24 protein-coding genes are annotated in these 25823 nt (G+C 64.1%); 12 read left to right on the forward strand and 12 right to left on the reverse strand.

Annotated elements, in window-relative coordinates; translation table 11 throughout:
* Positions 1–428: 428 nt before the first annotated feature.
* The 5 genes from DFP89_RS01275 (at position 429) to DFP89_RS01295 (ending at position 4966) form a co-directional block, all read left to right on the forward strand.
* Positions 429–980, forward strand: a complete 552-nt coding sequence (locus DFP89_RS01275) for a thioredoxin family protein (protein WP_114347567.1) — start codon at positions 429–431, stop codon at positions 978–980.
* On the forward strand, positions 981–1664 hold the full coding sequence (gph, locus tag DFP89_RS01280) for a phosphoglycolate phosphatase (RefSeq protein ID WP_114347568.1): 684 nt from the start codon (positions 981–983) through the stop codon (positions 1662–1664).
* Between the two features lie 93 nt (positions 1665–1757).
* Positions 1758–2186 (forward strand): protein tyrosine phosphatase family protein, encoded by a 429-nt coding sequence (locus tag DFP89_RS01285; RefSeq protein WP_114347569.1) that lies wholly within the window; start codon positions 1758–1760, stop codon positions 2184–2186.
* Between the two features lie 257 nt (positions 2187–2443).
* Positions 2444–4264 (forward strand): translational GTPase TypA, encoded by a 1821-nt coding sequence (gene typA / locus DFP89_RS01290; protein WP_114347570.1) that lies wholly within the window; start codon positions 2444–2446, stop codon positions 4262–4264.
* 75 nt (positions 4265–4339) lie between these two features.
* Positions 4340–4966, forward strand: a complete 627-nt coding sequence (locus tag DFP89_RS01295) for a hypothetical protein (RefSeq protein ID WP_114347571.1) — start codon at positions 4340–4342, stop codon at positions 4964–4966.
* Positions 4967–4986: 20 nt separating this feature from the next.
* Here DFP89_RS01295 and DFP89_RS01300 read toward each other — a convergent pair whose 3' ends face one another.
* The 6 genes from DFP89_RS01300 to DFP89_RS01325 form a co-directional block, all read right to left on the reverse strand.
* The gene (locus DFP89_RS01300; RefSeq protein WP_114347572.1) at positions 4987–5310 is read right to left on the reverse strand and encodes a 2Fe-2S iron-sulfur cluster-binding protein; all 324 of its coding nucleotides are present in this window, start codon (positions 5308–5310) and stop codon (positions 4987–4989) included.
* 67 nt (positions 5311–5377) lie between these two features.
* Positions 5378–6262 carry a DMT family transporter gene (locus DFP89_RS01305; RefSeq protein ID WP_114347573.1) on the reverse strand — a complete coding sequence of 295 codons (885 nt, stop codon included), beginning with the start codon at positions 6260–6262 and terminating at the stop codon, positions 5378–5380.
* 145 nt (positions 6263–6407) lie between these two features.
* Positions 6408–7616: a beta-ketoacyl-[acyl-carrier-protein] synthase family protein gene (locus tag DFP89_RS01310; RefSeq protein ID WP_114347797.1), complete on the reverse strand. Its 1209-nt coding sequence runs from the start codon at positions 7614–7616 to the stop codon at positions 6408–6410.
* A gap of 125 nt (positions 7617–7741) precedes the next feature.
* A complete protein-coding gene (locus DFP89_RS01315; protein WP_114347574.1) occupies positions 7742–8002 on the reverse strand; it encodes an acyl carrier protein in 261 nt (86 codons plus the stop codon).
* A 40-nt stretch (positions 8003–8042) separates the two neighbouring features.
* Complete coding sequence (locus tag DFP89_RS01320) at positions 8043–9137, reverse strand: UDP-3-O-(3-hydroxymyristoyl)glucosamine N-acyltransferase (protein ID WP_114347575.1); 1095 nt, start codon at positions 9135–9137, stop codon at positions 8043–8045.
* Between the two features lie 27 nt (positions 9138–9164).
* The gene (locus DFP89_RS01325; RefSeq protein ID WP_114347576.1) at positions 9165–10772 is read right to left on the reverse strand and encodes a L,D-transpeptidase family protein; all 1608 of its coding nucleotides are present in this window, start codon (positions 10770–10772) and stop codon (positions 9165–9167) included.
* 333 nt (positions 10773–11105) lie between these two features.
* On the opposite strand from DFP89_RS01325, the gene mepK reads away from it, so the two are divergent.
* Positions 11106–11666 (forward strand): peptidoglycan L,D-endopeptidase MepK, encoded by a 561-nt coding sequence (gene mepK / locus DFP89_RS01330; protein WP_114347577.1) that lies wholly within the window; start codon positions 11106–11108, stop codon positions 11664–11666.
* Between the two features lie 67 nt (positions 11667–11733).
* On the opposite strand, the gene DFP89_RS01335 is transcribed toward mepK, so the two are convergent.
* A complete protein-coding gene (locus DFP89_RS01335) occupies positions 11734–12486 on the reverse strand; it encodes an SseB family protein (protein WP_114347578.1) in 753 nt (250 codons plus the stop codon).
* A complete protein-coding gene (locus DFP89_RS01340; RefSeq protein ID WP_245948559.1) occupies positions 12470–13096 on the reverse strand; it encodes a uracil-DNA glycosylase family protein in 627 nt (208 codons plus the stop codon). Before DFP89_RS01340 ends, DFP89_RS01335 begins: the two co-directional genes overlap by 17 nt.
* A gap of 178 nt (positions 13097–13274) precedes the next feature.
* Between DFP89_RS01340 and DFP89_RS01345 the strand changes: the two genes are divergently transcribed.
* From DFP89_RS01345 to kdsA, 3 genes are read left to right on the forward strand one after another with little or no spacing between them, the layout of a single operon-like run.
* Positions 13275–13928 carry an ABC transporter ATP-binding protein gene (locus DFP89_RS01345; RefSeq protein WP_114347579.1) on the forward strand — a complete coding sequence of 218 codons (654 nt, stop codon included), beginning with the start codon at positions 13275–13277 and terminating at the stop codon, positions 13926–13928.
* Positions 13912–15660 carry a KpsE/RkpR family capsule polysaccharide export protein gene (locus DFP89_RS01350; protein ID WP_114347580.1) on the forward strand — a complete coding sequence of 583 codons (1749 nt, stop codon included), beginning with the start codon at positions 13912–13914 and terminating at the stop codon, positions 15658–15660. The genes DFP89_RS01345 and DFP89_RS01350 overlap by 17 nt, the downstream gene beginning before the upstream one ends.
* Positions 15657–16490 carry a 3-deoxy-8-phosphooctulonate synthase gene (gene kdsA, locus DFP89_RS01355; RefSeq protein ID WP_114347581.1) on the forward strand — a complete coding sequence of 278 codons (834 nt, stop codon included), beginning with the start codon at positions 15657–15659 and terminating at the stop codon, positions 16488–16490. The genes DFP89_RS01350 and kdsA overlap by 4 nt, the downstream gene beginning before the upstream one ends.
* A 438-nt stretch (positions 16491–16928) precedes the next feature.
* On the opposite strand, the gene ispG is transcribed toward kdsA, so the two are convergent.
* From ispG to hemA, 3 genes are all read right to left on the reverse strand, one after another.
* Positions 16929–18053 carry a flavodoxin-dependent (E)-4-hydroxy-3-methylbut-2-enyl-diphosphate synthase gene (ispG, locus tag DFP89_RS01360; RefSeq protein WP_114347582.1) on the reverse strand — a complete coding sequence of 375 codons (1125 nt, stop codon included), beginning with the start codon at positions 18051–18053 and terminating at the stop codon, positions 16929–16931.
* Positions 18054–18174: 121 nt separating this feature from the next.
* Positions 18175–19428: a helix-turn-helix domain-containing protein gene (locus tag DFP89_RS01365; protein ID WP_114347583.1), complete on the reverse strand. Its 1254-nt coding sequence runs from the start codon at positions 19426–19428 to the stop codon at positions 18175–18177.
* Positions 19429–19533: 105 nt separating this feature from the next.
* Positions 19534–20763 (reverse strand): 5-aminolevulinate synthase, encoded by a 1230-nt coding sequence (gene hemA / locus DFP89_RS01370; RefSeq protein WP_114347584.1) that lies wholly within the window; start codon positions 20761–20763, stop codon positions 19534–19536.
* Positions 20764–20936: 173 nt separating this feature from the next.
* On the opposite strand from hemA, the gene DFP89_RS01375 reads away from it, so the two are divergent.
* Positions 20937–22316, forward strand: coding sequence for a dipeptidase (locus DFP89_RS01375; RefSeq protein ID WP_425452624.1), 1380 nt, complete (start codon positions 20937–20939; stop codon positions 22314–22316).
* Between the two features lie 141 nt (positions 22317–22457).
* Here the strand turns inward: DFP89_RS01375 and DFP89_RS01380 are convergent, their stop codons facing one another.
* The gene (locus DFP89_RS01380; protein ID WP_220269790.1) at positions 22458–24836 is read right to left on the reverse strand and encodes a membrane-bound PQQ-dependent dehydrogenase, glucose/quinate/shikimate family; all 2379 of its coding nucleotides are present in this window, start codon (positions 24834–24836) and stop codon (positions 22458–22460) included.
* Positions 24837–25096: 260 nt separating this feature from the next.
* Between DFP89_RS01380 and DFP89_RS01385 the strand changes: the two genes are divergently transcribed.
* Together DFP89_RS01385 and grxD are read left to right on the forward strand one after the other, a co-directional pair.
* Positions 25097–25339 carry a BolA/IbaG family iron-sulfur metabolism protein gene (locus DFP89_RS01385; protein ID WP_114347586.1) on the forward strand — a complete coding sequence of 81 codons (243 nt, stop codon included), beginning with the start codon at positions 25097–25099 and terminating at the stop codon, positions 25337–25339.
* Positions 25340–25394: 55 nt separating this feature from the next.
* On the forward strand, positions 25395–25757 hold the full coding sequence (gene grxD, locus DFP89_RS01390) for a Grx4 family monothiol glutaredoxin (RefSeq protein WP_114347587.1): 363 nt from the start codon (positions 25395–25397) through the stop codon (positions 25755–25757).
* Positions 25758–25823 lie beyond the last annotated feature (66 nt).

Genomic DNA, 25823 nt, shown 5'->3' on the forward strand with positions numbered 1-25823 from the left:
CCTCGCGCTCTATTCGTGATGCACTTGGCGCAGATGATCTCGACGCGCAGCGCGCACATTCAGGGCTTCGCGCCGCAGGCGCGGCTGAAGCACCCGATGCCGCTGCGCGCGGCACTGCCATAGGCCCGCCGCCAGCATCCATTGCCGCAGGCTCTCGATCGGGATTGCCGTTTCGGATCAGGCGCAGCACTGCAACTCGCGTTCATTCATCAGCACAAGTCGACAGCGTCAATCACCAGGGCAGAGGCGACAAATCAACCTTGCCAGCTCGCGACAACTCGACTTCGCTTCCGTAGTAAAATACATGATAATCTGTCTTATGTAATATACACGCATTGCGCAGCGATGGCGAATGTGACAGATCCAAGCAGGATTGCGCGACGGCCGAATGACGTTGCAAGATGCCCGCGCCACGGAAAGGAAATGCGATGGCCGTTCGTCCGCCTGTCTGCGAATTTGGCGCCAAGGCGCCGGATTTCCGGTTGCCTGACCCTGACGGGCGTGTCTTTTCGCTGAAAGATGTCGCCGGGCCGCGCGGCACGCTGGTCATGTTCATCTGCAACCATTGCCCCTATGTGCAGGCGGTGATCGACCGCATCCAGCGCGACGCGGCCGAATTGCAGCGCCTTGGGATCGGCGTGGTCGCCATCTCGGCCAATGATGTCGCGACCTATCCGCAGGACGCGCCCGAGCTGATGAAGATCGAGGCAGAGCGTCACAGTTTCAGCTTTCCTTATCTTTACGACGAAACCCAGCAGGTCGCGCGCGCTTTTGGCGCCGAATGCACGCCGGATTTCTTTGGTTATAACGCGGCGCGCGAATTGCAGTATCGCGGCCGGCTGGATGCCTCGGGACGCGCGCCGGGCGCGCCGGATGCGCGGCGCGAACTGTTCGAGGCCATGGCGCTGATCGCCGAAACCGGGCAGGGTCCGCATGACCAGATCCCCTCGATGGGCTGCTCGATCAAATGGAAGGTGTGAATGAACGTCTGCTTTGCCCCCTGCCCCGTGGTCTTTGACCTTGACGGCACGCTGATCGACAGCGCGCCCGATATCCATGCCTGCGTCAATACGGTACTGCGCCTGCAGGGCGTGCGGCCGCTGACGCTGGATCAGGTGCGGGGCTTCGTGGGCGGCGGCGTCGATCTGCTGTGGCGGCGGGTGATCGGTGCGACCGACCTGCCGATCGAGGCGCATCGCGATCTCGTGGCGTCATTCATGACGCGCTATCACGATGCGACCGCGCTGACCCGGCTTTACCCCAATGTGACCGAGGCGCTTGGCGTGCTGGCCGACCGGGGTCACCCCTTGGGCATCTGCACCAACAAGCCGCTGGGGCCGACCCGCGCGGTGCTGGACCATTTCGGCATCGCCCAGCTGTTCGGGACGGTGATCGGCGGCGATTCCCTGCCGCAGAAAAAGCCCGATCCGGCGCCATTGCGCGCGGCCTTTGCCGCGCTTGGCTCTGCCCCTGACGCGCCGCAGGGCATTTTTGTCGGTGACAGCGAATTCGACGCCGAGACCGCCCGCAATGCCGGCGTGCCGATGCTGCTGTTCCTACGCGGCTATCGCAAGACCGCGGTTGAGGATCTGCCGCATCGCGCCGCATTCGACGATTTCGCGCAATTGCCGGCGCTGGTCGAAGGCGTGGCGGCGCTGGACTAGCCGCCCGCAGCGTATCGCGCTTGACAGGCCGCGAAAAGGAAACGATCCGTCTTGCCCGAGCCCGCCTGCCGGGCCAATGCCCAAGGAGCGACCATGGACCTGCGCCAACTGACCCCGGATCTTGCCGTGACCCCCCAGATCCAGCCCGAGGACCTGCCGGCGCTGGCCGAGGCCGGCTTTCGTGTCCTGATCAACAACCGCCCCGATGACGAGGTCGGCCCGCACGAAGACGACGCCGCCATGCGCGCCGCCGCCGAGGCCGCCGGCTTGGAATATCACTACAACCCCTTTACCCCCGGCCAGATCACGCCCGAGATGATCTCGGCCCAGGCAAGGGCGCTGGCTTCGCCCGGCCCCAAGGTCGCCTATTGCCGCTCGGGCAACCGCTCGACGGTGCTTTGGGCGCTGACCCGCGCCGGGCTTGAGCCGGCGGATGATCTGATCGCGACGGGCGCGCGTGCCGGCTATGACATCTCTGGCATCCGTCCGCTGATCGAATCCCTGGCCCATCGCGGACGCTGATCGCGGGAAATCCCGGAACCTCAGGCGCTTCCAGGCGTTTTCCCGGGGAACGCAACGCCGCTTGGGCAATCCCTGCCCGCGCGGCGGCACAGGAAGGAATTCGTCATGAACTCGATAATCTATATCGTCGGCCTTGTCGTCGTGGTGCTGTTCATCCTTGGGCTGCTGGGTCTGCGCTGAACGTCATCTGCGATTGATACTGGCCTTTCGCGCCCCTCTGCGGTACGGGGGCGCGACTTCTGATAAAGGCCGCCCCCATGGACATCCGCAATATCGCGATCATCGCCCACGTCGACCACGGCAAGACCACGCTGGTCGACCAGCTTCTCAAGCAGTCGGGCTCGTTCCGCGAAAATCAGGCCGTGGCCGAACGCGCGATGGACAGCAACGACATCGAGCGCGAGCGTGGCATCACCATCCTAGCCAAGGCGACCTCGGTCGAATGGAAAGGCACGCGCATCAATATCGTCGACACGCCCGGCCACGCCGATTTCGGCGGCGAGGTCGAGCGGATCCTGTCGATGGTGGACGGCGTCTGTCTGCTGGTCGATGCCGCCGAAGGCCCGATGCCGCAGACCAAGTTCGTGACCTCGAAGGCGCTGGCGCTGGGGCTGAAACCCATCGTCGTGCTGAACAAGGTCGACAAGCCCGCCGCTGACCCCGACAATGCGCTGAACGAGGTGTTCGATCTGTTCGCCAATCTGGGTGCCAGCGACGAACAGCTTGATTTCCCGCATCTTTACGCCTCTGGCATTGGCGGCTGGGCCGATGAGACGCTGGACGGGCCGCGCAAGGACATGTCGGCGCTGTTCGACATGGTGCTGCGCCATGTCGAGCCGCCGAAGCAGATCGCCCGTCAGGACCAGCCCTTCAGCATGCTGGCGACCACGCTGGGCAGCGACCCGTTCATCGGCCGCATCCTGACCGGCCGGGTCGAGACCGGCCGCGCGAAAGCCGGCGACACCATCAAGGCGCTGTCGCGCGACGGCGAGCGGATCGAACAGTTCCGCATCTCCAAGGTCCTGGCCTTCCGTGGCCTGACCCAGCAGCCCATCGACGAGGCCGTTGCCGGTGACATCGTCACCATCGCCGGCATGTCCAAGGCCACCGTGGCCGACACGCTTTGCGCGCTCGAGGTGGAAACCGCCCTGCCCGCCCAGCCCATCGACCCGCCGACGATCAGCGTGACCTTTGGCATCAATGACAGCCCGCTGGCGGGCCGCGACGGCAACAAGGTGCAGTCGCGCGTGATTCGCGAACGGCTGATGAAAGAGGCCGAATCGAACGTCGCCATCAAGGTCGAGGACACGCCCGGCGGCGACGCATTCGTCGTTTCGGGGCGCGGCGAACTTCAGATGGGCGTGCTGATCGAGAACATGCGCCGCGAAGGGTTCGAACTGTCGATCAGCCGCCCCCGCGTCATCTTCCGCGAGGAAAACGGCGATCGTCTGGAGCCGATCGAGGAAGTCATCATCGATGTCGATGACGACTATACCGGCGCCGTCATCGAAAAGCTGACCGGTGACCGCAAGGGCGAGATGGTCGACATGCGCCCGGCCGGCCATGGCAAGACCCGCATCATCGCCCATGTCCCCTCGCGTGGGCTGATCGGCTATCATGGCGAATTCATGACCGACACGCGCGGCAATGGCGTGCTGAACCGCATCTTCCACGGCTGGGCGCCCTATAAGGGTGCCATCCAGGGCCGCCGCCAGGGCGTGCTGATCTCGATGGAGGACGGCGTCTCCGTCGCCTATGCGCTGTGGAACCTCGAAGAGCGCGGCAAGATGTTCATCGGCGCGCAAGAGCAGGTCTATCAGGGCATGGTGATCGGCGAGCATTCGCGCGACAACGACCTTGAGGTGAACCCGCTCAAGGGCAAGAAGCTGACCAACGTGCGCGCCTCGGGCACGGATGAGGCCGTGCGCCTGACGCCTCCGGTGCGCATGAGCCTTGAAGAAGCCATCGCCTATATCGACGATGACGAGCTGGTCGAAGTCACGCCGAAGAGCATCCGTCTGCGCAAGCGCCACCTCGATCCGCATGAGCGCAAAAGGCAAGCTCGTGCCGATGCTTGATTTTTTCGATCTGCAGGCTTCCGAAATTCCGGAAGTCTGCTAGATTTGAAATCAGACGATCCTGAGGACCGGCAGATGCCACATCGGGGAAATGCGTATCAGTCGATCATCTTTGCCGCCCAGCAAGCGTTGGACGAGACTGGAGAATTGCCCAGAACAAATGCAGCGCTGGCCGCGCTGAGCGGGCTGGACGAGGCGCAGGTCAGCAACATCTTCAGGACCAAGGCCGATATCTATGAGGGCCTGCTCTATCAGGCGACCACCCTGCTGAACGACGCGCTGCGTCAGGGCGTGATCGATTCGGCGACGGACGATCCGGTCAAGCAGATGCTGTCGATCGGGCGCAGCTATCTCAGCTGGGCCGACCACAATCCGGTGCTGTTCCGGCTGATCGCGAATGGCCTGAATGGCGAAATCCGTCCCGACAGCACGCTGCACCGCTTCACCATCTCGATGCGCGACCTCTACCGCCGCAAGCTGACCGAGATGCAGCGGCTAGGCATCCTGTCACCCGATACGGATATCGAGCTGGCGATGCTGACCTTGCATTGCCTGGTGAAGGGCGGAAACATGATGTTCCTAACCCGCGCCACCGATCCCTGGTTCAGCGACGATTCCCGCCCGACGGCCGAAATTGCCGAGCGGATATTCATCGAGTTCCTCGACAGCCTGACGGGACGCCGGCTGTCGACCGCCGCCTGAGGTCGCTGCGCGGCCCCGCCTCAGATCTGGCGTTCCGGCAGATTGACCACCAGCCCGTCCAGTTCCGGCGTGACCTTGATCTGGCAGGTCAGCCGCGACCGCACGGGATCGGGCTCATAGGCGAAATCCAGCATGTCCTCCTCCATCGGGTCACGCGCCGGCAGCCGGTCCACCCAGGCCTCGGCGACATAGACATGGCAGGTCGAACAGGCGCAGGCGCCGCCGCAATCGGCATCGATGCCGGGCACGCCATTGTCGCGGGCGCCCTCCATCACGGTCATGCCGGGTTTGACGTCGATTTCGTGGACGGTGCCGTTGTGCTCGATATAGGTGATCTTGGCCATGGGTGCCTTCCTTACGCTTCATCACCGCAAATAAGTCATTGCGGCTGGCGTGAAAACCCCCGCCGGATCAGCGCCGCCTTTCAGCCCGCATCGCCTGCAGATTGGCGCCAAGAATGATCGCCGCGCCCAGGAACACCCAGACATCGATCACCTCGCCATAGATGGAATACCCGGCCAGCGCGGCCAGCGGAACGCGCAGGAAATCCACCGGCATCACCACCGAGGCATCCAGCCGCCGCAAGGCCTGCGCCATGCAGTAATGCGCGCTCAGCGCGCCAATGCCGGCCAGAAGCATCCAGGGCACAGAGGCGGCCTGGACCGGACGCCAATCCGTCAGCGCCGCGGCCAGGCCCAGCGGCAGCTGGATCAGGATCATCCATGCGACGATGGCGCCGGGCGAGTTCTGCCGCGTCAGCTGCTTGACCAGCACCAGCGACAGGCCATAGGCCATGGCCGCGACCAGAACCAGACCCGCAGCCGGATCGACAATGCCGATCCCCGGCCGGACAATCACCAGCACGCCGAAAAACCCGCCGACCGTCGCCAGCAACCGCGCCCGGGTCAGCCGCTCACCAAGGATCGCCCAGGCAAAGAACGCCACCCAGATCGGCATGGTGAATTCCAGCGCAAAGACCGAGGCCAGCGGCAGCAGCACCACGCCGATGGTCCAGAAATACTGACCTGTGAAATGCACGATATTGCGCAGCAGATGCAGACGGAACTGCCGCATCTGCCGCAATTCGGGCCAAAGCCCGCGGATGAAGACGGCGATGACGAAAAGCCCGACCAGCGCCCGAAAGAACAGCACCTGCCGGATCGAAAGCGTCGCCGCCATTTCGCGCGATCCGATCGACATGCCGATGAAGGACGCCATGCTCAGCGCCATCCAGCCAATGCCGATCCAGAAACTGCGGCGCGCCCCCGGCTCGGGAAGCAGACTCGAATGGGGCATGGCCGTCCTGCGTCAGAATAACTCGCCGCCCGTCCTATCCAGCCTGCCGACGAAAGGAAACCGGGATGCGCCCTTCTTTCATGCCCAAATATCCCGGGGGCGGCCCGGCACGGGCCGGGGGCAGAGCCCCCTATTCAGGCCTTGCTCAGGCCTTGCGCAGCGCCAGAACGGCGTTCAGACCGCCAAAGGCGAAGGCATTGGACAGCACCGCCCCGACCTTGGCCTCGCGCGCCTCGTTCGGAACCACGTCCAGCGCGCATTCCGGATCCGGCTCCTCATAGCCGATGGTGGGCGCGATCACCCCGTCTCGCAGCGCCATGATGCAGGCCAGCAGCTCGACGGCACCGGTGCCGCCGATCAGATGCCCGTGCATCGACTTGGTCGAGGAAATCATCAACCGGTCGGCGTGATGGCCAAAGGCATGGGCGACGGCGGCGCATTCGGTCTTGTCATTGGCGGCGGTGCCGGTGCCATGGGCGTTGATATAGCCGAATTCCTCGGGGCGCATATGCGCGTCCAGCATGGCGCCGGTGATGGTGCGCTGCGCGCCGATGGCCGAGGGCATGACGATGTCCTGCGCGTCGGCCGACATGGAAAAGCCCACAACCTCGGCCAGAATATCGGCGCCGCGCGCCGCCGCATGTTCCCAATCCTCGAAGACGAAGACGCCCGCCCCCTCGCCCTGGACCATGCCGTTGCGCGTGGCCGAGAACGGCCGGCAGGCATCCTTGGACATGACCCGCAGCCCTTCCCAGGCCTTGACGCCGCCAAAGCACAGCATCGCCTCCGAGCCGCCGGCCAGCATCACCGTCGCCGCCCCCGAGCGCACCATGTTGAAGGCCATGCCCATGGCATGGTTGGAACTGGCGCAGGCCGTGGCCACGGTGAAGCTCGGCCCCAGCAGCCCGTATTCCAGGCTGACATGCGAGGTCGCTGCATTGTTCATCAGCTTCGGCACGACAAAGGGATGAACCCGGTTCTTTCCCTCTTCATAGACCGTGCGGTAATTCTCGTCCCAGGTGTTCATGCCGCCGGCCGCCGTGCCCAGCACCACCCCCGAGCGCAGGCCCAGCTCGCCCTCGAAGACCAGACCCGACTGCTCGACCGCCTCGCGCGCCGCCAAGAGCGTGAACTGGGTGAACTTGTCATAAAGGACGATCTGCTGGCGATTGAAATAGACCTCTGGATCCCAGTCGCGGACCTGCCCGCCGATCCGGACCGCAAGCCGGTCCACGTCGCGAAAATCCAAAGGCCCGATGCCGCAGCGGCCCTCGCGCATCGCCTCAAGAGTCGAGGGCACGTCACGGCCAAGGGCGTTTACGGTTCCCATGCCGGTGATGGCCACGCGGCGCATGCCATCGGCATGCCGGCCCATGATGACCCGGCCCAGCATGGTGCGCGCGATCTTGGTCGCGTTCTTGACCTTGCCGGGCTTGCGTTGCGCCTTGGCTGGCCTGTCGTCCCTGTTCTTCTTTGCGCTCATACCTTTTCCGCGACCAGTTTTTCCACCGCGCCAATGATCGCGCCAAGGCTCGAGACGTCGAAATCCGACTTCTCCGGCTCATTGGCGTTGAAGGGCACCGAGATGTCGAACTCTTCCTCGATGGCAAAGATCGACTCGACCAGCCCGAGGCTGTCGATGCCGATATCCTGCGGCGACATGTCGAGCTTCAGCTCGCTGGGGTCCAGCATCGCCTGTTCTGCGATGATCTGGATGATGCGGTCGCGGACTTCTGTCATCTCGGCCTCCGTTCAGCCCCTTGGGCGTGGTGTCGGGACATCAGTCCCGACCGTCTTTTTCCATCAGTTTCTTAACAGTTTCGCGAAGCTCTGCCACCTGCGCATATAGGCGCGGCAGGCGGCGGATGTTCTTTGTCGCCTCGACATGGGTTTCCATCTTGACCGCCGGACTGCCCAGCAGCACCCGGCCGGCGGGGGCATTGGTAAAGATCTTGGTCGCGCCGCCGGCGATCACGTCGTCGCCCACGAAGATATTGTCCGAGACCCCGACCTGCCCGCCCAGCACGACGCGATTGCCGATCCGGGACGAGCCGGCGATGCCGACCAGACCGCAAAGCAGGCAATCCTCGCCCACCACGACATTGTGGCCGACCTGCACCTGGCTGTCGATCTTGGTGCCGCGGCCGATCCGGGTCGCACGGATCGTGCCGCGGTCGAGGGTCGAATTGGCGCCGACCTCGACATCGTCGCCCAGTTCGACGCCACCCAGCGAATGGATGCGGGTCCAGTGCTGCTGATGGATCTGCCGGCGCTCGCCCAGGGTCTCGCGGATTTCCTCGACACCGGATTTCTCGGGCGTGACAAAGGAGAATCCGTCACCGCCGATCACCGCACCCGAATGCAGGATCACGCGGTCGCCAATGGTCACGCCATGGGCGATGCGCGCCCCGGCATGGATCAGCGCGTCACGGCCGATCACCACGTCCGGCCCGATCGAGACATGCGAGGCGATGCGCGCCCCTGCCCCGATCCGCACCCGCGCCCCGATCACCACGAACGGGCCGATGGCGGCATCCGCGCCGATCTCGGCATCGGGTGCGATCACAGCGCTGGGATGGATGCCGGCCGCGATGCCCGGGCCGGGATCAAAGGCGCGGGTCAGACCGGCCATGGCCAGACGCGGGCGCCCGACAAGGATCGCGGCCTTCAGCCCCAGCGCCTCGGGGTCAGAGCCCTCGGCCAGCAGCGCCATGCCGCCGGGGGCGAGGCGCCCGGCATAGGCGGGCGTGGTCGCAAGCGCGATCTGGCCGTCGCCGGCCTGCCCGGCTTCGGCGGCGCCGGTCACGCTCAGGCTGCCATCGCCCCAAAGACGGCCATTCAATGCACGTGCCAGATCGGCAATCGTCGTTGTCATGCGTCACCCCCTTGCTTCGGGGTTCATCTATTCATCCGCGGCGGCAGAATCCAGAGCGGCCTTGCGCAGCGCGGTAAGAACCAGAGCGTCGCGGCCATAGATATCGGGGTGGCGCTGGATGCGCCCGGTCTCGTCGGGGAAGGCGGTGAAATAGACCAGATGCACCGGCACTGGCGGGCGCAGGTTCAGATAGGTCTCGCGCCCCGAGGAGAGGGCCTTGGAAAACATCGCCTCGGGATCCTCGGCCTGCGGGCGCAGCAGTTCATGGGCAAGATCGATCGGTTTGCCGATGCGGATGCAGCCATGCGAATAGGCGCGCGTCGACTGCTGAAACAGGTGCTTGGTCGGGGTGTCGTGCAGATAGATGTTCCAGGGGTTCGGGAACATGAATTTGACCACGCCAAGCGCATTGTCGTCGCTGGGCTTTTGCCGCATGCGATAGGGAAAGTTCGAGGCCGAATACTTGCGGAAATCGATCCGGTCGCGGCTGATGACATTGCCCTTGCCGTCGACCACGTCGAGATGGCTTACGGCATGGCGGTTCGCCTGCAGGCGCGGCAGGTATTCCTTGACGGTGATCGAGCGCGGGACGTTCCAGCGCGGGTTCACCACGATATATTTCATGGTCTCGCTGAATTCGGGCGTGTCGAATTCGCCATTGGCCTTGCCGATCACGGTGCGGGTCTCAAAGACCTGCTGGCCGCGCTCGAAGATGCGGGCGTTGAACTCGGTCAGGTTGACCCAGACATGGCGCGCGTTCAGATCGTGGCCATACATCCAGCGCATGCGCTCCAGCGCGACGAGGATGGCGTCGGCCTCGGGTCCGGTGCCGCGGTTCAGGCGGGCGACGGTGCGCGGCCCCGCGACCCCGTCCGACGGCAGTCCCGCCGCCTGCTGAAAGGCCGCGACCGCGCCGGTCAGTGGCGCATCATAGGTCAGCGGGCTGGCCTGGGGCGGCGCGGCAAAGCCGATGGCGGCCAGGCGCACCCGCAAAGCAGCAATCGCCGGGTCGCTGACGCCTTCGCGCCAAAGCCCCTCGGGGACCTCGGGCACATCGACAGATGCGACCAGTTTTGACTGCGCGGCCAGCGCCGCGCGCAGCGCCTCATAGCGGTGGTATTTCAGCGGCAGCTCGTCCAGCACCGCCGACGGATCCGGGCTTTGCGCGAAAAGGCGCAGCAGATCGCCGACGGCCGGGCGGTTGACCTCGCGCTTGATGCCCTTCTCGATCTTGCGCGGATCAAGAATGCCGCCGGTGATGTCATGCGACCAGCGTGCAAAGGTGCGGGCGAATTTCAACTCGTCCTCGACCGAGACCGGCGCGGCCGCGTCCAGCTGGCGCAAGCCGCTTTGCCGATAGCGCGCTGGCGGCAGCCCGTGTGAGGCCGCCTGCCCCACCGCCTCGATCAGCGCGGCGCGGCGGGCGGCGCCTTCCGCGCCCAGAAAGATCGGCCGCAAGCCATTGGTGCCATAGAAATCGGCCAGACCCGGATCGCCCGCAGCAGCCTCGGCCAGCTGCATTTCCTGGGCCGAAAAGACCAGGCGCGGGGCGGGAAGCGCGGCGATCTGCGCGGTTTCAAGCGCCTGCGCAAGGCCTGCCTGCGCGCCGCCAAGCAGGGCTGCGAATGCAACCATTGCGCGAATCAATCTTGAAACCTTCACCGGGCCGTCCCTTCCGTCATCATTCAAAAAGCATCGCATTTCAGCCATTTTTCCGCCAGAGTCCGTCAGATTTTTCTTGCCAAACTGATGCGCGGGCACCACGGCACCGCAGAAATCTTGGGTTGCACAGCGAATCATGCTGGGTTTCGGCGAAATTACGCCGATAATGGCGGAAACTCGCTATGCGCGAAATGAAATGCTTCCATCCACTTGCGGGCTGGTGACATATTCTTAATCAGTTCCGGGTAAACCGGGATATGTCGCATCAAAAAGGCGACACAACGAAAGCAGGACAGGCGATCTGACATGACGTTTGAATCTATCTCGCGTCGGGGCATCCTTGGTGTGTTCGCGGCGACGACGGTGGCGGCAGCGCCGGTTATGGCCAATGCCTTCGGGTTGATCCGCGGCGCCGGTGACGTCCGCCGCATCCGGATGTATTCCGGGCGCACGGGCGAAAGCATCGATACGGTCTACTGGATCGATGGCAAATACATTCGGGGTGCCCTGAATGAAATCAACATCTTCATGCGCGATTGGCGAACCGGTCAGGCGATCGGGATCGATCCACGCACGATCGACATTGCCGCAGCCTCGCACCGGCTGTTGCAAACCAAAGAGCCCTTCATGATGCTGTCGGGCTATCGCTCGCCCAAGACCAATGCCATGCTGCGGTCGCGATCCTCGGGCGTGGCGCGCAACTCGCTGCACATGGTGGGCAAGGCTGCGGACATGCGCCTGAAATCGCGCTCGGTGTCGCAGATGTACAAGGCGGCGGCGGCCTGCCAGGCCGGTGGCGTCGGCAAATATTCGCGTTCAAATTTCGTCCATATGGATTGCGGTCCGGTACGCCACTGGGGTGCCTGACAGACGACCCGGACGACAGGAAGATGCAAACGAAAACCCGCCCGAATGGGCGGGTTTTCGTTTGGGCCTAGCGCAATCTTGGTGGCGCCTTCGGATCGCGCCGGGGCGGCTGGGGTTCAGGGGGCGGCGGTGCGGGTTCCAGCATCAGCGCGCCCGCCGGCATCTCCCGTTCGGAAAAGCCGATATCGACGCCGCCGGGCAGTTGCGGAAGAAAGGCCAGCAATTCCGCGAAGGCCTTGGCCACGGCATCCTCATGCGTTGGGACGACGCCCCCCAGCATCAGCGCATGGCCCTGCCGGCCATCCGACCATTCGGCCTGCACCAGCGTCAACCGGCCGACCAGCCCGCTCATATCCGCCAGACGCTGGCCCAGCGGTTCGGAGAGCAGCCTGACCGCCTCGGGCGTCGGCGGCGACAGGCGGCGCGCGCTTTCGGCGCGGGCGATGCTGGGGCGCGCGGCCAGTGCCCCGGTCAGCCAGCGCAATGTCGCCGCATCCAGCATCATCTGCGACGGGTGGCCGGGATTGATCAGAACCCCCTGCCCCTCACCGGCAAGCGTCGCCGCCAGGACCCGACCCGGTATGGCGAGATAGGCCACCGGCCCGCCGACAAACCCGGCAAGCCGCTCCTCACTGTCGCAGGCCAATGCGAAATGCCCCTCGGGCAGATCGAAGCTCTGCAATTCGGCGGTATCCGTGGCGGGTTCGGCGACGAGTGCCGCGAAAAGCTCGGTATCCGCCAGACGCGACAGGGCGCGCGCGCGTCCCGGCGCATCGGCGAGGTGAAACGGAACCTGGCAAAGCTCATCCAGCGGGGTCATCGGTCTCTCTCAACAGTCCGGCGATGGTGGCGCGCAGTTCTGGCAGAAGTTCGGCCTCGAACCAGGGATTGCGCCGCAGCCAGCCGGTATTGCGCCAGGACGGATGTGGCAAGGGGAAGATGTGCGGCGCATGATCGCGCCAGGCGGCGACGGTTGCGGTGACGCCTCCCGTCGCGGCAGCGCCAAGGTGCCAGCGCTGCGCATGACCGCCGACCAGAAGGGTCAGCCGCGGCTGCAGCAGATCCATCACGCGCCGCCGCCAGGTACGCGCGCAGAGGGCGGGCGGCGGCAGGTCGGCACCCTTGCCGTCATAGCCCGGAAAACAAAAGGCCATCGGCGCGATCGCAATACGGCTGCGGTCGTAGAAGACAGTCTCGGACGTGCCCATCCAGGCGCGCAGGCGGTCGCCAGAACGGTCGTTGAACGGACGCCCGGTCAGGTGCACGCGCATGCCCGGGGCCTGCCCCACGATCAGGATCGGTGCGCCGGGAGTGAACCAGACCACCGGGCGCGGGCTGTGCTGCGTCGCCGTGGCGGCGAAGCGCGGCGCGCATAGCCGGCAGTCGGTGATGTCGCGGGTCAGGCTCATGCTCACCAGATAGGCGCGCATGGCCGGGCCGGAAAGTGCGGATATACACGAAATATAAAGCATTCTATGGCCATGGTGGACAGCGGGGCGGACTGGGCATAAGGTTCGCGCCTGTGCTGCGGTCATACGGATCGTGGGGTTCATGGTTATTCTTACGATCCCGGTGCTGGATCCAGAGCCGGGGGCGCGGAACGGGCAGATGATCGAATTCGACAATGTTTCCAAATCATTCTGGACCGGCACGCAACGCAAGGTGATCCTGGATCGCGCCTCGTTTCGGATCGATCTCGGGCGTTCGATCGGTATTCTCGCACCGAATGGCACCGGAAAGACCACCATCATCAACATGATGTGCGGGCTGGAAAAACCTGACGAGGGGGTCATCCGCACCGATTGCCGTGTCTCGTTTCCGCTGGGCTTCATGGGGGGCATCACGCCGACGCTGAGCGCCAACGAGAATGCGCGCTTCATCGCCCGGGTCTATGGGCTCGACCCCGACTATGTCGAGGCATTCTGCCGCTGGCTGACCGCAATCGACGAATATTTCGACATGCCGGTTGGCACCTACAGTGCCGGCATGCGGTCACGTTTCACATTCTCGTTGCTGCTGGCGCTGGAATTCGATGTCTATCTGATTGATGAGGGCATGCCCTCGACGACCGACGCCGAATTCAACCGCAAGGCGGGGGCGGTGCTTTACGACCGGCTCCGCTCGGCGACCGTCGTGGTGGTCTCGCACCAGGCCAAAACCATCGAAAAATTCTGCAATTCTGCTGCCGTTCTGCGCGACGGCAAACTATATCAGTTCGAAACCCTCGACGAGGCAAAGCAATATTATGACTATACCGCCTAAGGCGCGCCTCTATCGGACCAGCCGTGAGGAATCGGTCCTTGCGGTCAACCGTGCCGGCGACTCGGCCGAAACCGCGCGCAAGGTGCAGATTGAGTTGCGCAAGCGCACGACCAGCACCGCGGCCGCGCCGGCGCCCGACGACATGCCGTTCGCGGACAGCGCCAGTGACGATGGTTTCGGCGACATGCGCTTTCCCGGCGCGACCCCGACGCCGCCGGCACCCGGGCAGATGTCCATCGAGGAACGCATCTCGGCGGTCCGTGCCGAAAACCTGACCGACCGGCAGTTGCGTATGGCGCGTCGCATCGCGGCCATGCACGAAATCGACGTCGCCTCAGATCAGGAGGCGGTCATCGCCCTGCGCGATCGCGGCATCGATCCGTTCCATCGCGCCTCGGTCAGCAAGATCCTTTCGGCCGAAGGCGCGCGCGCCCAGGCACAGAACCAGGACGCCGCCCCGGCCCGCACCAACATGCCGGTTCCAACGCCGCGTCCCAATCCGCAACGCGGCCGCGGTACCGAGATCGTGCCCATTCCCCCGGGTTCGACCAAACTGCCCTCACGCGAGACGCTGACCGAGGATCGGCGCGCCGCCGAGATCATCCGCATCCAGCAGGACATCGCCCGCCGCCGTCGGCGCCGGCTGATGATGCTGGCGGCACGGCTGGTTGCCTTTGTCGGTATCCCCACCCTTGTCGCAGCCTATTATTACTTCGTTGTAGCGACCCCGCTTTATGCGACCTTCTCGCAGTTCCAGATCCAGCAGGCCGAGAAAAGCAGCGCGGGCGGGCTGGGTGGACTGTTCAGCGGCACGCAGCTGGCGACGAACCCCGATTCCGTATCGGTGCAAAGCTACCTGACCTCGCGCGATGCAATGCTGCGGCTGGACACCGACCTTGGCTTCAAACGGGTGTTCCAGGATCCGGCCATCGACCCGATCCTGCGGCTTTCCCCGGATGCCAGCAACGAGGAAACCTACAAGCTTTACAAGAACTCGGTGAAGATCGGCTATGATCCGACCGAGGGGCTGCTCAACATGGAGGTGATTGCCCCCGATCCGCGGCTGTCGCAGGAGTTCTCGCACGCCCTGATCGAATATGCCGAAGGTCAGGTCGACCAGATGACCGCGCGCCTGCGCGAGGACCAGATGAAGGGCGCGATCGAAAGCTATCAGGATGCCGAGGCCAAGGTGCTTGACGCGCAGCGCCGCGTCCAGACGCTGCAACAGCAACTGGGGGTACTGGACCCGGTGGCCGAAGGCACCGTCATCATGAACCAGATCGCCGAGCTTGAACGGCAATTGGCGACCAAGCGGCTTGAATTGGGTCAGCTCGAGGCCAATGCCCGCCCGAACCAAAGCCGCGTTGCCGGGGTCAAGGGGGATGTTTCGCGCCTGCAGGCCATGCTTGAAGAAACCAGAAGCCAGCTGACCGAGGGCAACAAGACCCGCGGCTCGCTTGCCACCATCTCGGGCGAGATCCGGATCGCCGAATCCGATCTGCTGACCCGGCAGGAGCTTCTGGCCGCCGCCGCCGCGCAGATGGAAACGGCCCGGATCGAAGCAAACAAGCAGGTCCGCTATCTTTCGCTGTCGGTCGCGCCCGTCGCGCCTGACGAGGCGACCTATCCCAAAGCTTTCCAGAACACGATCGTGGCTTTTCTGATTTTTTCGGGTATCTATCTGATGCTCTCGCTAACCGCCTCGATCTTGCGCGAACAGGTGTCGTCATGAAACATGTCCAAATCGGAAACACGACTTTTGGCAATGACCTTCCGCTGACGGTGATCGCCGGTCCGTGCCAGCTTGAAACACTGGATCACGCGCTGATGATCGCGCAGACCGTCGCCGACGCCTGCGAGCGCTCGGGCGCGGGCTATGTCTTCAAGGCCAGCTATGACAAGGCCAACCGCACCTCGCTGGGCGGTCGGCGCGGTGTCGGAATCGAGGAAGGCCTGCGCATGCTCGAAGAGGTGCGCAATCGCATCGGTTGCCCCGTCCTGACCGACGTCCATGATATCGAACAGACCCGCATGGCCGGCGCCGTCGTCGATGTGCTGCAGATCCCGGCCTTTCTGTCGCGCCAGACCGACCTGTTGCTGGCCGCCGGCGAAACCGGCGCCGCCGTCAACATCAAGAAGGGGCAGTTTCTGGCCCCATGGGACATGCCGAACGTCGCCGACAAGGTTGCCTCAACCGGCAATGACCGGATCATGCTGACCGAGCGCGGGGCGAGCTTTGGCTACAATACGCTGGTCACAGACATGCGCAGCCTGCCGATCATGGAGCGGACCGGCTGGCCGGTCATCATGGATGCAACGCATTCGGTTCAGCAGCCGGGCGGACAGGGCGGATCGTCAGGCGGACAACGTGAATTTGCGCCGGTGATGGCGCGCGCCGCCGTGGCCCTGGGCGTCGCCGGGGTCTTCATCGAGACCCATCAGGATCCGGACAACGCGCCCTCGGACGGGCCGAACATGATCTATCTTGACCAGATGCCGGGGCTGATCGCATCCCTCATGCGCTTCGACGCATTGGCAAAATCCGATCCGGTCATGGGTTGATATGGTCGCGGGCGGCCATCCTCGCATGGGGATGGCATCCTGCGGACATCGTCGACGGGGCATGGCAAAGCTGGGGCATGCGGTTCGTCCCCCATCCGATAATCACGCCGATCCGCTTTCGGCGGTTCGGGTGCGGGTCGATTGCCAGCAGGTCGACCAAGTCACCAATGGCCGGGTGATGCCCCGTCCACGTGAATGGATATGAAGCGTTTGGCAACGGGTCATGTCGCAGCGCGGCCGCGACCCGTCAAATCCGTAGTTGGACCGGTTCGCATATCAAAGGACCAGTCGCATCGCGGCGGGCCCGAATTGCAGACGGGATGCGGTCAGGGCCCAGTTTGCTCAGGATCGGTTCGTGCGCCCCTAAGGCGGTAACTGGTCCGCGACTTTCAGTTTGAAAACTCTGAAGGCGGCATCAGGGATATGCCGCCTTTTTCTTCATTCAGCGGCCTGGGATTCGGCGGCGTCGATTTCGGCGGCGCGTTTCTCGACCAGTTCGACGATATGGTCGACCATCTGTTCGTTGGTCATCTTGTGGTCCTGCTTGCCGGCCAGATAGACCATGCCAGCACCGGCGCCGCCGCCGGTGAAGCCGATATCGGTCATCAGCGCCTCGCCGGGGCCATTGACCACGCAGCCGATGATCGAAAGGCTCATCGGGGTCTTGATGTGTTCCAGCCGTTTTTCCAGCGTCTCGACGGTCTTGATGACGTCGAAACCCTGGCGCGCACAGCTGGGGCAGCTGATGATCTGCACGCCACGGGTGCGCAGGCCCAGGGATTTCAGGATCTCGAAGCCGACCTTGACCTCTTCGACCGGATCGGCGGACAGGCTGACGCGGATCGTGTCGCCGATGCCCATCCACAGCAGGTTGCCAAGGCCGATGGCGGATTTCACCGTGCCGCCGACAAAGCCGCCGGCCTCGGTGATGCCCAGGTGGATCGGGGCGTCGGTGGCATCCGCGAGCTGCTGATAGGCGGCGGCGGCAAGGAAGACGTCCGAGGCCTTCACGCTGATCTTGAATTCGTGGAAATCGTTGTCCTGCAGGATCTTGATATGGTCCAGACCGGATTCCACCATCGCATCCGGGCAGGGCTCGCCGTATTTTTCCAGCAGGTGCTTTTCAAGACTGCCGGCATTCACGCCGATGCGGATCGAGCAGCCATGATCGCGGGCGGCCTTGATCACCTCGCGCACGCGGGTGGCATCGCCGATATTGCCGGGATTGATGCGCAGGCAGGCGGCGCCGGCCTCGGCGGCCTCGATGGCGCGCTTGTAGTGGAAATGGATGTCGGCGACGATCGGAACCGGGCTTTCGCGACAGATCTCGCGCAGGGCGCGGGTCGAGGATTCGTCCGGCGTCGAGATGCGGACAATATCGGCCCCGGCATCGGCGGCGCGGATCACCTGATCCAGCGTCGCGCGCACGTCGCTGGTGTCGGTATTGGTCATGGTCTGGACACTGATCGGGGCATCCCCACCGACCGGAACACGGCCGACCATGATCTGGCGGGACTTGCGCCGGTCGATATTGCGCCAGGGACGGATCGGGTTATGCGACATGGTTGGACCCTATTCGCGGAATTGCCGCCAGAAATAGGCCCAAGCGCCGCGACGGGCAAGCCGTTGGCGACCGATTGGGCCCAGCGATGCCGCAGGCGTGACCGCGGGATCTAACGGGGCGTCACTCTGGCAGCTCTTGCGCGGTCGTCTCGCTGGTTGCCGCCGGCGCGACCGAGGCCAGCGCCACCATGCCGGCCAGCTCCGGATCCTTGGCCAGATCGGCAAAGACGTATTTCGTCGTCAGCGAGGTTGGCGAAAGCTCGACATTCTTGACCACATTCGCCCCGGGCGCGGCCGGACCATAGGTACGGCCGTTCACCGCAAAATAGACCGCACCGGAATTGCCGGCGCGCAGGATCGGCGGGGCCTCGAGCTTGGGCAGGGCGAAGCGCTCGCCGGCATCCATGGTCTTTTCCAGAAGCACGGTGCCATCGGCCGAGGTGACACGCACCCAGGCCGGACGGGCGGCGAGGATCTCGACCTCGGGCGCGTCGGGGGCCACGGTCCGGACCGTCATCTGCTCGGCCGGCAGGACGGGACCAAACACCTCCAGCGGCAGCGGCGATACAGCAGTGGCTGCGGCTGTCTGGATCGCCTGTTCCTGCGCCGCTGGCTGCATGGCCGGAGCATTCAGGCCGGGATCGATGGCCGCGATGGGGCCGTCTCGGGCCACCAGCACCGGCACCTCGAGCGCCTGCGGACGATAGGTGCGGTCCAGTCCCTCGGGGCGCGGCAGATTGACCTGCGCCGATTCGACGGTCTCGGGTGCGGCGGCATCCTGCACCGGATCAAGGCTGGCGATTACGCCGGGGGCCTGCTCACCAGGGGTCAGGTTGACCTTTTGCACTTCCTGCAGCACGGCCCAGCCGCCATAGCCCAGCCCGCAGGCAAGCGCGATCATCACGAAGACCGAACCGATGGCGCGCGGCTCGACCGAGGACCACATGCTTTCAGGCTTGGGCAGAAAGATCGGATGCGGATTGGCCAGCGCCTCGGCAGGATCCGAGGGGCGGCGCTGCGGCTTTGGCCCGGCCGCGGCCGGTGCCATGCCATGCGTGGGCTGAAAGCCCGATTCCTGACAGAACCGGCGGAAGGTCCAATCCGAATCCATGCCGAGATAGCGCGCATAGGACCGCACATAGCCCGCGATGAAGCTGGGCGTATCGAATGCGGAAATGTCGCAATTCTCGATCGCAGCGACATAGGAAGCGCGAATCCGCAATTCGCGCTGCACGTCCAGCAGCGACTTGCCGAGCGTGGCACGTTCGCCCCGCATCAGGTCGCCCAGACGGATATCCGGATCGTCGAAGCCGGGCAGCAATGCCGCCGACTCGTCATGGCTCTGCGACGGGGAATTCCCCCTCAGCCCGATCATCCTACCTGCCTCATTCTTCTTTGCCGTCCCCCGAATCAGGAGATTCTCACAAGTTGATTAAAGCAAGGTTATCACGGACGCGAGAGGCGATCACCCCGAAACCGGTTATGCCACTGCGACGGAGCGGTTAAGCTTGCATTGCGACCACAGGTTGTCCATGGCGCGCACCAGACTGTCGATCTGGCGGGCATCATGCACCGGCGAGGGCGTGAAACGCAGCCGCTCGGTCCCGCGCGGCACGGTCGGGAAGTTGATCGGTTGCACATAGATGCCGAACTGCGAAAGCAGCATGTCCGACAGCGCCTTGCAATGCACCGGATGGCCGACATGCACCGGCACGATATGGCTGCCATGATCCATGATCGGCATGCCAAGACCGCGCAGCCGCATCTTCAGGATGCGGGCATGCAGCTGCTGCTTGTCGCGCAGCTCTTGCCCGGCCGGGGTCTTGAGGAAAGCGATCGAGGCCGCAGCCCCCGCAGCCACCGCCGGCGGGATCGAGGTGGTGAAGATGAAGCCCGGCGCATAGGAGCGGATCGCGTCAACCATCTTGGCCGAGGCCGCGATATAGCCGCCAAAGACGCCAAAAGCCTTGCCCAGCGTGCCGTTGAAAATGTCGATACGGTCCGACAGGCCGTCGCGCTCCGCGACGCCGCCGCCGCGCGGGCCATACATGCCCACGGCGTGAACCTCGTCCAGATAGGTCAGCGCGTTGAACTCATCCGCCAGGTCGCAGATCTGCGCGATGGGGCCGAAATCGCCGTCCATCGAATAAATCGATTCAAATGCGATCAATTTGGGCGCAGCCGGATCGTCCGCGGCCAGCAATTCGCGCAAATGGGCCACGTCATTGTGGCGGAAGATGCGCTTGGCGCCGTCGAAACGCTTGATCCCCTCGATCATCGAGGCGTGGTTCAGCGCGTCCGAATAGATGATCAGGCCGGGGAACAGCTTGCGCAGCGTCGAAAGCGTGGCGTCATTGGCGATATAGGCGCTGGAGAACACCAGCGCGGCTTCTTTGCCATGCAGGTCGGCCAGCTCGGCCTCAAGTTCTTTGTGATAGACGGTCGTGCCGGAAATATTGCGCGTCCCGCCCGAGCCGGCGCCGGTCGCATCCAATGCCTCATGCATGGCCTTCAGCACCGCCGGGTGCTGGCCCATGCCCAGATAGTCATTGCCGCACCAGACGGTAATTTCAGTCTCGGTCCCGTCGGGACGGGTCCAGACCGCCTGAGGATAGGCCCCCTTGCGACGCTCAATGTCGATGAAGGTGCGATAGCGGCCTTCCTCGTGGAGCTTGCCAATGGCCTGGTCGAGGGCGGCAGAGTAGTCCATCTTGATCCCTTGCCTTGCTTTTACTTGCTTGCTTGGGGGATCATGCGCCGATCCCGCGGGTCTTTACTTGATAAGTATCAAACTTGGGAAAATACAGGGCCAAATTGTCGCAATATCCCCTCGGAAATGCTGAATTTTTTCCGATAAAATAAGTCAGGAATATGGAAATGCCGATGAGCGTCAAACTTGATGATATCCTATCCACGCTGGATTCGGAATTCCCGCAAGCGCAGGCGCGGCTGCTGGAATTCCTGCGCATCCCCTCGATCTCGACCGATCCGGCGCATCGGGGCGATGTGCGGGCCGCCGCCGAATGGCTGTGTGCGGAACTGGTCGGGCTGGGATTTGACGCCAGCATCCGCGACACGCCCGGCCATCCGATGGTGGTGGCACATTCGCCAAAGGGCACGCGCCGGCCGGTGCTGTTTTACGGCCATTATGACGTGCAGCCGGTCGATCCGCTGGAGCTGTGGACCAGCCCGCCCTTTGAGCCTGCCATCGAGAACACGCCCGCCGGCCCGGTCATTCGCGGCCGTGGCGCATCGGACGACAAGGGCCAGCTCATGACCTTTGTCGAGGCGTTCCGGGCCTGGAAGGCGGTCCATGGCGCCCTGCCCACCGATCTCGTGCTGCTGTTCGAGGGCGAAGAGGAATCAGGTTCGCCCAGCCTGCGCCCCTTCCTGCGCGAGAATGCCGATGAACTGCGCGCCGGCATCGCCATGATCTGCGACACCAGCATGTATGCCGATGGCCGCCCCGCGATCACCACACAGCTGCGCGGGCTGCTGGGTCAGGAAATCACCATCCGCGCCGCCGACCGCGACCTGCATTCGGGCAGTTTCGGCGGGCTGGCCGCGAACCCGATCCAGCTGCTGGTGAATGCGCTGGCCAGCATGAAGGACGCGACCGGCCGCATCACCCTGCCCGGCTTTTACGACGGTGTGCCGGAACTGACCGATGAGCTGCGCGCCGACTGGCAGGCGCTTGGCTTTGACGCGGCCGATTTCCTGTTGCGCGTCGGCCTGAAGCACCCCATCGGCGAAAAGGGCCGCACCGCGCTGGAAATGGTCTGGAACCGCCCGACATTCGAGATCAACGGCATCACCGGCGGCTATACCGGCGAAGGCTTCAAGACCGTGCTGCCCGCCGAGGCCCGCGCGAAAGTCAGCTTCCGCCTGACCGGGACGCAAGACCCCGAAACGATCCTGCAAGCCTTCCACGCCCATATCCGCGCCGCGATCCCCGCCGATTGCACGGTCGAGTTCCACGGCCACGGCGCCAGCCCGGCCAGCCGCATGAACATCTCGGACCCGGCCTTCGCGGCGGCAAAACAGGCGCTGAGCGAGGAATGGGGGCGCGAGGCCGCCTATATCGGCGCCGGCGGCTCGATCCCGATCGCGGGGGATTTCAAGGAAATCCTGGGCATGGATTCGATGCTGATCGGCTTTGCCCGCGACGACGACCGCATCCATTCCCCGAACGAGAAATACGACCTGCAAAGCTTTGCCAAGGGCGCGCGCAGCTGGGCGCGGATCCTGGCGGCCTTGACATAAGCCGCGTCCATGGGGCGCCTTGTCGGGCGCCCCATCTGCAACGCCCGGCAAGGCTGGCCAAAGACCGCTGGTCGGGGATTGATCCCTCAGCATTCCGACGCGGGCAGTGGCGGCCCATGTCGTCGCGGTCCTTGCGGGCCGTCAGTTCGTTTTCGGCAGCGCGAAGGCGATGACGTAATCGCCACGGTCGTTGGGATTGTCGCGCGCGCCGCCAGCCGTCAGGGCGATATATTGCCGCCCGTCCGCACCGACATAGGACATGGGCGTGGCCTGGCTGCCGGTGGGCAGCCGCCCCTTCCACAGTTCGTCGCCCGTCTCGACGTCATAGGCGCGCAGATAATAGTCTTGCGTCCCGGAATGAAACACAATGCCGCCCTTGGTCATCACCGGACCGCCCAGCGGCGGCATTCCGACGAAGAACGACAGATGCGGCTGGGCGCCGAGCACCGTCACATCCTCTGACGTACCCGCCGGGCGCTGCCAGATGATCTGCCGCGTGGCAAGGTCGATCCCGGTCACAGTACCCCATGGCGGTTCAAGGCAGGGAATGCCAATGGGCGAGAAGAAGTTCTGCAGCTTTTGCGCATAGGGCAGTCCGAATTGCGGCGAGATCTCGCCATGCGGGTCGCTCTTGAAATCGGCGGGAAACTCGCTGCGCGGGATCAGATTGGAATAGACCGGCATCCGCGAGTCGCTGACGACAAAGATATTGCGCTCTTCGTCAAAGCCGCCGCTGCCCCAGTTCGGGCCGCCGTTATTTCCGGGATAGACGATGGTCGGACGGGTCGATTGCGGGGTGAAATCACCCTTGTAATGCGCGCCCTTGAACAGGATACGGCACAGAAGCTGGTCGATGGGGGTGGCGCCCCACATCCGTGCCTCGGTCAGGGGCTCGGTCCCAACGCTGGCCATTACGACCGGATAGGGCTGCGTCGGCGCGTAATATTCGCCCTCGGCAGTGCCATCGCCCCCCGGAACCGGCTTTTCGATAGTCTCGACCAGCGGCACACCGGTACGGCGGTCGAGCACGAAGATCTGCCCGCGCTTGGTCAGTTGCAGCACCGCCGGCGCAGAGCCCCCCTTGCCATCGGGAAATTCGATCAGGGCCGGCTGCGCGGGAACGTCGTAATCCCAGATATCGTGGTGAACGGTGCGGAAATGCCAGCGTTCCTTGCCGGTCGCCAGTTCGACCGCCACGACCGAGGCGTTGTATTCATCGTCAAAGGGCCGCCGCTTGCCGCCGTAATAGTCGGGCGTGGCATTGCCGACCGGCAGATAGGCCAACCCCAGCTCCACATCGGCCGATATCGGCGCCCACACATTGGGGGTTCCGCGCGTGAACTCGCCGCCCGCAGGCGGCAGGCCCTGATTGCCCAGATTGCCGACATCGAAGGCCCAGGCGAAGGCCCCGGTCTTTGCGTCAAAGGCGCGCACGACCCCCGAGGGCTCATCGACCTTGACGTTATCCGCGACCCAGCCGCCGATCAGGATCTTGTCGCCCGCGACGATGGCACCGGTGGTCTGGGTCAGATAGCCGGCCTCGACATCGCCCATGCCCAGATGCAGATCGACCGTCCCCTGATTGCCGAAGCTTTCGCAGATCTGGCCATCGCTGGCCTTCAGCGCGATCATGCGCACGTCCACGGTGGCCAGAACGATGCGCGGACCGCAGGCATCGCCGGGTCCGGGATCGAAGTAGCCCAGCGTCCGGCAGCGCTTCCAAAAGGGGTTCTTGGCACCCGAATCGAACTGCCATTTGATCTCGCCGCTAACCCCGTCAATGGCGGTCACGGCGCTGTCGGCCGAGCACTGGAACACCGTCCCATCGGCATAAAGCGGGGTATTCTGATCCTCAAGATATTGTGTGTCGTCGGCGATATGGCCGGTGCGGGCAGTCCATGCGATCTCAAGCTGGCCGACATTCTCGGGGGTGATCTGGTCAAACGGGGCATAGCGCGTCCCCATGCCGGTGCGCCCATAGGCCGTCCAGTTGTCCCCCGCCGCCATCGTGTCGGGACTTGCCGCGCCCGGGGTCAGGGTGAAATCCTTCCGCACGATGTCGTGCGGATGAAACATCTGCCAGAAAGTGACAGCAAGCCCCGCAAAAACCACCAGCGCCGCCGTCAGAAAGCCGCGCCTTGCCCCGGCATCGCCGCGATAGGCCGGCATCAGGGGCGCCGCCAGAAGAATCAGGCACAGCGCGAAAGCGAATGAGAAAAGGCGCGGGATCAGCGGCCAGAACCAGCCCTCGAGCGGCCAGACCTCCCATGCGGACCAAAGGACGGTGATCAGGCAGACCAGCAGATAGATGGCAATGCCGCGCGGCTTGCCGGCGAAGACATGGATCCCCGCGAACACGGTCAGGAGCCCGGCGATGGCGTAATACCAGCTGCCCCCCAGAAAGATCAGATAGGCGCCGGGAAGCGCCAGCGACAGCCCGAAAACGACCCCGACAACGCCGAGGACTCTCAGGATCAGGCTGACATGGCTTCCGGCAGGACTTGTGGAAGTACTGGACATGTTTGCCCCCAAAATATGAAAAAACTGTAGCTTTTATCCTTGGGTGAGCGCGTTCCCTGCTTGCAGTCCCTGCCATGACAATCTCATATCCGCTACGGATTCAGAACAACTTAAATTCGGGCGAAACCCTGGCCGGCCAAAGATGACCCATGCCTGTCGCCACCGCTGTTTCAAAGGCATCGCTGCGATCACCCCCGGTCCCGACCTTGCGATGCGCATGGCCATGACCTAAATCTGGGTCAACAGCGAAAGGACGCGCCATGGCGATGGAAGCCCATGAAATCGAAGCAATGATCCGCGCCGCATTTCCCAATGCGCAGATCACGGTCAATGACCTTGCGGGCGACGGCAATCACTATGCCGCCGAGGTGATCGACGAAAGCTTCCGCGGCCAGAACCGCGTGCAGCAACAGCGCGCTGTCTATGCGGCGCTGCAAGGCAAGATGGATGGCCCCTCAGGCGCGCTGCACGCGCTGGCACTGACCACCAAGGCGCCCGACTGAAATCACCACAAGGGCGGCAGGAACGCCCTGCCCGCCAAATCAAGGAACCAAGCAGATGAGCGATACCCGCCAGCAGATTCAGGACACCATCGACGGCAATGACGTGGTCCTGTTCATGAAGGGCACCAAGGAAATGCCGCAATGCGGTTTCTCGAGCCGGGTCGCAGGCGTGCTGAACTACATGAATGTCGCATATCGCGACGTGAACGTGCTTGCCGATGAGGGCATCCGCCAGGGCATCAAGGACTTCTCGGACTGGCCGACGATTCCGCAGCTCTACATCAAGGGCGAGTTCGTCGGCGGCTGCGACATCGTCACCGAGATGACCCTTTCGGGCGAGCTGGACCAGCTGCTCGACAAGGCCGGCATCGCCTATGACAAGGACGCCGCCGCAAAGATCCGCGAAGCGAACGCCTGAGCCGAAAGTCAAAGCCCCGCACTGCGGGGCTTTTTGATTTCAAGACGTTGAAGCGAAAATCCGACC

Source organism: Paracoccus lutimaris, from assembly GCF_003337565.1.
Taxonomy (GTDB): Bacteria; Pseudomonadota; Alphaproteobacteria; order Rhodobacterales; family Rhodobacteraceae; genus Paracoccus; species Paracoccus lutimaris.

Bases quoted from the DNA above. Each gene is read 5' to 3' on its own strand.
- DFP89_RS01275 (WP_114347567.1), top strand. From the start codon at position 429: ATGGCCGTTCGTCCGCCTGTCTGCGAATTTGGCGCCAAGGCGCCGGAT.
- gph (WP_114347568.1), top strand. From the start codon at position 981: ATGAACGTCTGCTTTGCCCCCTGCCCCGTGGTCTTTGACCTTGACGGC.
- DFP89_RS01285 (WP_114347569.1), top strand. From the start codon at position 1,758: ATGGACCTGCGCCAACTGACCCCGGATCTTGCCGTGACCCCCCAGATC.
- typA (WP_114347570.1), top strand. From the start codon at position 2,444: ATGGACATCCGCAATATCGCGATCATCGCCCACGTCGACCACGGCAAG.
- DFP89_RS01295 (WP_114347571.1), top strand. From the start codon at position 4,340: ATGCCACATCGGGGAAATGCGTATCAGTCGATCATCTTTGCCGCCCAG.
- DFP89_RS01300 (WP_114347572.1), bottom strand. From the start codon at position 5,310: ATGGCCAAGATCACCTATATCGAGCACAACGGCACCGTCCACGAAATC.
- DFP89_RS01305 (WP_114347573.1), bottom strand. From the start codon at position 6,262: ATGCCCCATTCGAGTCTGCTTCCCGAGCCGGGGGCGCGCCGCAGTTTC.
- DFP89_RS01310 (WP_114347797.1), bottom strand. From the start codon at position 7,616: ATGCGCCGCGTGGCCATCACCGGCATGGGAACCGTAAACGCCCTTGGC.
- DFP89_RS01315 (WP_114347574.1), bottom strand. From the start codon at position 8,002: ATGACAGAAGTCCGCGACCGCATCATCCAGATCATCGCAGAACAGGCG.
- DFP89_RS01320 (WP_114347575.1), bottom strand. From the start codon at position 9,137: ATGACAACGACGATTGCCGATCTGGCACGTGCATTGAATGGCCGTCTT.
- DFP89_RS01325 (WP_114347576.1), bottom strand. From the start codon at position 10,772: ATGGTTGCATTCGCAGCCCTGCTTGGCGGCGCGCAGGCAGGCCTTGCG.
- mepK (WP_114347577.1), top strand. From the start codon at position 11,106: ATGACGTTTGAATCTATCTCGCGTCGGGGCATCCTTGGTGTGTTCGCG.
- DFP89_RS01335 (WP_114347578.1), bottom strand. From the start codon at position 12,486: ATGACCCCGCTGGATGAGCTTTGCCAGGTTCCGTTTCACCTCGCCGAT.
- DFP89_RS01340 (WP_245948559.1), bottom strand. From the start codon at position 13,096: ATGCGCGCCTATCTGGTGAGCATGAGCCTGACCCGCGACATCACCGAC.
- DFP89_RS01345 (WP_114347579.1), top strand. From the start codon at position 13,275: ATGATCGAATTCGACAATGTTTCCAAATCATTCTGGACCGGCACGCAA.
- DFP89_RS01350 (WP_114347580.1), top strand. From the start codon at position 13,912: ATGACTATACCGCCTAAGGCGCGCCTCTATCGGACCAGCCGTGAGGAA.
- kdsA (WP_114347581.1), top strand. From the start codon at position 15,657: ATGAAACATGTCCAAATCGGAAACACGACTTTTGGCAATGACCTTCCG.
- ispG (WP_114347582.1), bottom strand. From the start codon at position 18,053: ATGTCGCATAACCCGATCCGTCCCTGGCGCAATATCGACCGGCGCAAG.
- DFP89_RS01365 (WP_114347583.1), bottom strand. From the start codon at position 19,428: ATGATCGGGCTGAGGGGGAATTCCCCGTCGCAGAGCCATGACGAGTCG.
- hemA (WP_114347584.1), bottom strand. From the start codon at position 20,763: ATGGACTACTCTGCCGCCCTCGACCAGGCCATTGGCAAGCTCCACGAG.
- DFP89_RS01375 (WP_425452624.1), top strand. From the start codon at position 20,937: ATGAGCGTCAAACTTGATGATATCCTATCCACGCTGGATTCGGAATTC.
- DFP89_RS01380 (WP_220269790.1), bottom strand. From the start codon at position 24,836: ATGTCCAGTACTTCCACAAGTCCTGCCGGAAGCCATGTCAGCCTGATC.
- DFP89_RS01385 (WP_114347586.1), top strand. From the start codon at position 25,097: ATGGCGATGGAAGCCCATGAAATCGAAGCAATGATCCGCGCCGCATTT.
- grxD (WP_114347587.1), top strand. From the start codon at position 25,395: ATGAGCGATACCCGCCAGCAGATTCAGGACACCATCGACGGCAATGAC.